Origin of the sequence: Microbacterium sp. ISL-103, from assembly GCF_018613995.1 — a bacterium.
Classification (GTDB): Bacteria; Actinomycetota; Actinomycetes; order Actinomycetales; family Microbacteriaceae; genus Microbacterium.
The window spans coordinates 1-4,227 of record NZ_JAGGPD010000401.1 but is presented as its reverse complement, the minus strand read 5'-3'; the positions used below and the strand labels follow the sequence as shown (position 1 = coordinate 4,227).

At 65.7% G+C, this 4,227-nt stretch carries 4 protein-coding genes and 1 pseudogene; 2 read left to right on the top strand and 3 right to left on the bottom strand.

The features are described from left to right. Nucleotides 1-744, bottom strand: a 744-nt coding sequence (locus tag J7E68_RS14465) for a YafY family protein (RefSeq protein ID WP_215173694.1), incomplete at its 3' end; no start/stop codon positions are given. A 101-nt stretch (nucleotides 745-845) separates the two neighbouring features. On the opposite strand from J7E68_RS14465, the gene J7E68_RS14460 reads away from it, so the two are divergent. Next, nucleotides 846-1,313, top strand: a complete 468-nt coding sequence (locus J7E68_RS14460) for a VOC family protein (protein WP_215173692.1) — start codon at nucleotides 846-848, stop codon at nucleotides 1,311-1,313. A gap of 71 nt (nucleotides 1,314-1,384) precedes the next feature. Here J7E68_RS14460 and J7E68_RS19920 read toward each other — a convergent pair whose 3' ends face one another. Next, a complete protein-coding gene (locus J7E68_RS19920) occupies nucleotides 1,385-2,269 on the bottom strand; it encodes a hypothetical protein (protein ID WP_251049014.1) in 885 nt (294 codons plus the stop codon). A gap of 99 nt (nucleotides 2,270-2,368) precedes the next feature. Further along, nucleotides 2,369-2,857, bottom strand: a pseudogene (locus J7E68_RS20405) (FAD/NAD(P)-binding protein); the annotation flags it as partial. A 57-nt stretch (nucleotides 2,858-2,914) separates the two neighbouring features. On the opposite strand from J7E68_RS20405, the gene J7E68_RS14450 reads away from it, so the two are divergent. After that, nucleotides 2,915-4,129, top strand: coding sequence for an MFS transporter (locus J7E68_RS14450; RefSeq protein WP_215173687.1), 1,215 nt, complete (start codon nucleotides 2,915-2,917; stop codon nucleotides 4,127-4,129). Nucleotides 4,130-4,227 lie beyond the last annotated feature (98 nt).

Here is a 4,227-nt window from a genome sequence, read left to right as displayed (position 1 = left end):
GTGGGCGGGCAGATCGAGCACGAGCTCGCCGTTGCAGGGCCAGCGGTCGCCGGCATCCGATCCCTTCGCCCGCGCCGCGAGGTAGGTCTGGGCATCGGCCGCCGGAAGCTCGCGCGGGGTGAAACCCGGACCATGCGGGATGCGCGGGGTCATCCGGTCGAGCCGGAAGGTGCGCCAGTCGTCGGCCTCGAGATCCCAGGCGAGCAGGTACCAGCGGCCCTCCCGTGCCACGACCGCGTGCGGTTCAGTGCGTCGAGCCGGGCGATCACGGTTCTCTCCGTAGTCGAAGCGCAGCATCCGGCGGTCTCGCACCGCGGCGCTGACGGCCTCGAGCACCGCCGGATCCACGCGCGTCTCGTTCTCGACACCGGTGAAGCGGATGCCGTCGACGCGGTGCCGCAGGCGCGACGGCATCACCTGGCGCACCGTGGCGAGGGCACGCGCCGCGCCCTCGTCGATGTCGATCCCGGTGGCGGGCACGCTCTGCAGCGCGACGGCGATCGCGACGGCCTGCTCGTCATCGAAGAGCAGGGGCGGCAGCTCGGAACCGGCGGCGAGACGGTATCCACCGTCGGGCCCCTTCATCGCGCTGATCCGGTAACCGAGCTCGCGCAGCCGATCGACGTCTCGTCGCACAGTGCGCGGCGTCACATCGAGACGCTCGGCGAGCACCTGGCCCGGCCAATCGCGCTGGGTCTGCAGCAGCGAGAGCAGGGCGAGCATACGAGAGGAGCTGCCGGTCATGGCATCCATTCTGGGCCAAGTAGAGGACCGAAACTGACCTCTTCTGCTGTGAGTGTGGGCATCACCGGCAGCCGCCGCTCACAACGATCCGAGGAGATCCCATGACCATCGCCACCACCACCCACCTCAACTTCCGAGGCACCGCGCGTCAGGCGCTCGAGTTCTACCGGTCCGTCTTCGGTGGGGAGGTGACCCTCGCGACCTACGCGGACTTCGGCATGCCGCCGGAAGTTCCGGGCGCCGACAAGGTCGTGTTCGGCCAGGTCGAGAACGCCGAGGGGTTCAGGCTGATGGCGTACGACATCCCCGGTGCGGATGATCCTGACGCGACCACGACCGCGGGCGTGACCTCGCGCGAGAACGGGACGACCGTCACCGACCGCACGTTCTTCCAGTCGCTGCGCGCCGATTCGCTCGACGAGCTCACCGGATACTGGGACGCCCTGGCCGACGGCGCCTCGATCGTCGAGCCGCTGGCCGCATCGGCGTGGTCACCCGGATTCGGCATGCTCACCGACCGGTTCGGCGTGACCTGGGTGCTCGACGTGCGGGTCTCGCACGCGGGCTGAGGCGGTCGCCGTTCACAACTCAGGGAGAACCGCGCGTCTCGGTGACGTCATCCTGAGTTGTGAACGGGGCATCACCCCGAGAGGACCGGAGTAGCCCGCCGCGCGGCGAGGATATGCTCCACCGCCTCGTCCACCGTCCGAAGGATGCTGTCGAGTGCATTGACGTAGTAGCGAGTGCCCTGAGTCAGGCTGCCGATCGCGTAGACATTCTCGATCGTCGACTCCTTCGGGTTCACGAGCGACCACGAACCGAAACGCACCGTCAGTCCGCCGAACGCATCCGCAACGGCCTCACGACGAGCGAGGAGACTGCGTACGAGCTTCGAGTCCTGTGACGCAAGCGGTTCTGATGCGTTGCGGGTTGCGTCGATGACCATTCCGAAACGCTCCTCGGCACCGTCGACGAAATCGAGCGTGCGTGCATCGAACCCCGCGAGACCGTTTCGGACGACGAGTGACCCCGAGTCCAGCGCTTCGAGAACCAGATCGCCCGTCTGCGGGGGCATCGGGTTGCACCACGCCTGGAAGAAGCGGTGGAGGATCGACCGGAAAGCGCGGCGGCTGGACTTGTCGAGCTTGTTCCAGAGCGCCGGACCGCATTCGTCGCAGATCGCGACGAACAGCGCCGCCCACCTTTCATCCCTGCTTCTCCGCAGATAATCTGCGACATCGATCCGCGGACGGCGCTGGTTCAGGACCCGACGAGGAACGCTCACGTCGATACCGTTGGCGTCGGCCTCCGCCTCTATCAGGTCGAGCAGGCGCTGAAGATCCAGTCCTTCTGTCTCCTCGATGAATCGAGGCGTCAGCACCTTGAGCGACGGCGACGGCGACGTGGACCGGATCGCAGGCAGCAGCCCGAATCGCGAACCGAGAGTTATGCGACCGCGGTATCCGCTGATGAGGAGTGCGCGGACGACGTCTATCGCGGCGAGCCCGGTTCCGACGACAGCCACCGTCGGTTGCTGAAGAGCTTCACGGATCGTCGGGCGAAGCGGGTATGCGGGGGAGACTCCGGCCGGGGTGTCTGCGCTCGAAGACCATCCGATACAGAGCGCGACATAGTCGAATCCGTAGTGAGAGCCGTGGGGAGTGCTCAGAGTGCAGCTTCCGTCATCTGCGCGCACGAGGTCGACGACCTCCTCGGGCACGCAATGAAGGACTCCGTCACGTGATCCCCATCGCTGGCGGAGGTCGTGGAATGAGTCGCTCAGATACTGACCGAACGTGGGTCGCGTGACGTAGACGTCCCCATCGCTCGAGTATGGGGACGCTCGTCGATACCAGCGAAGAAAGTCATCGGGATCGCCGGTTCTGATCGACATCATGTGAGCGGGAGCGTTCAACAGTGGCTCCATGGGATCTGCTCGGTAGGGGAAGCCCCGAGCCACGTCGTCCGGCCGGTGCAGAGAGGGATCGAAGACGGTGAGATCTACGCCACCGTGGCCGAACCGATCGGTGATAGCCAGTGCCATCGCCGTTCCTGCCGCTCCCAACCCCACAACTGCTATTCGTACTCGTATTCCGGTATTCGAATATGTCATCTCATCAGCCCCATTTCGTATCGCGCTGAAAAGATAACGCATGTCAGGATCGCTCCCGTGATCATCAACAACCCGAACCGGTATGCAATCTTCGTCGTCGGTGTAGCGACTCAGATCGTCTTCAGCGCCACCTTCCTCGGCCTCCCTGCCGCCTCGCTTCTGCTCCGATCGGCGCTCGACCTCTCGACCGGTGGTCTGGCGCTGATGTTGGGGGCGGCGAGCCTTGCCGTCGTGTTCGTGGAGACACCTTGGGGAGTAGCTGCGGATCGGTTCGGAGAACGCCGAGTGCTTCTGACCGGAATCATCGGCACGGTTCTATCGCTGAGCCTGCTCGCGTTCGCCACCTGGCAGGAAGCCCCGCTGTGGGTGATGAGCCTGCTGCTCTTCGTCGCGGCGGCATCAGGTGGCGCCGTCACCGGCCCCAGCGGCAGCGCCATCTTGGGCTGGTTCGGTGAACGACGTCATGGGACCCTGCTGTCGCTCCGAGTCGCGGCTGTGCCCGTGGGCGGCGCGCTCGGGACTGTCCTCTATGCCTGGCTGCTGTCGGTCGCGTCGCCGTTCATCGCGTTCTCCTTCTTCGCAGGTCTCTGCCTGCTGTGCGCTCTCCTCGTGTGGGTCCTCGTCTTCGACCCGGCGAAGGTCGCGCCCGCCGCACACATCCATAGGTCGACGTTCCGATCGGGTGCGATCTGGAGGGTCGCAACGAGCGGTTTCCTCCTCGACGTCACGCAGTTCCTGGTTCTGACCTTCTCAGTCGTCATGCTGGCCGAGATACATAGGCTCCCTGCGATCACCGGCGTCGTTCTCGTCACGGTGATGCAACTCGCCGGCGGCGGTTTCCGGGTGGTCCTGGGGATCTGTACCGACCTGATCGGCACCAGCTCCCGAACGATCGCCGTCCGAATGCTGGCGGGTATCCAAGTCGTGTGCCTGGTCGTGTTCCTGGTACTCCCTCAGCCGGCAGCCGTCGCCGGATCTTGCCTCCTGATCATCACCGGGATCGCAAGCTGTGCGTGGCAGGGGGTCCACTTCACGCATATCGCTGCGCTCGCTGGTGCTCGTTCGGCAGGAGCCGCGCTCGGCTTGAACAACGCGGCGACCTCGCTCGGCGCGTTCCTGCCTCAGGTGCTGGTCGGAGTGCTCGTGGAAGCGAACGACTGGCCGCTCGTGATCCTGCTCCTCGGAGTCGCGCCCGCGGCGGCGGCAACCGTGATCTTCCCTCCGGGCACGCGGACGCAATCCGCGTTCATGGCCCGGCGCGAGGTCTCTTAGCCGCCCGCTCCGTTGCCGTTGTCTCCGGATTTCCCGGACTCCCCGGAGTCATGGAACGACGCGAGCGGTGATCAGCCTTTGCCGGACTTCCCGTTGTT

Coding starts and splice junctions, on each gene's coding strand:
- J7E68_RS14460 (WP_215173692.1), top strand. CDS start 846: ATGACCATCGCCACCACCACCCACCTCAACTTCCGAGGCACCGCGCGT.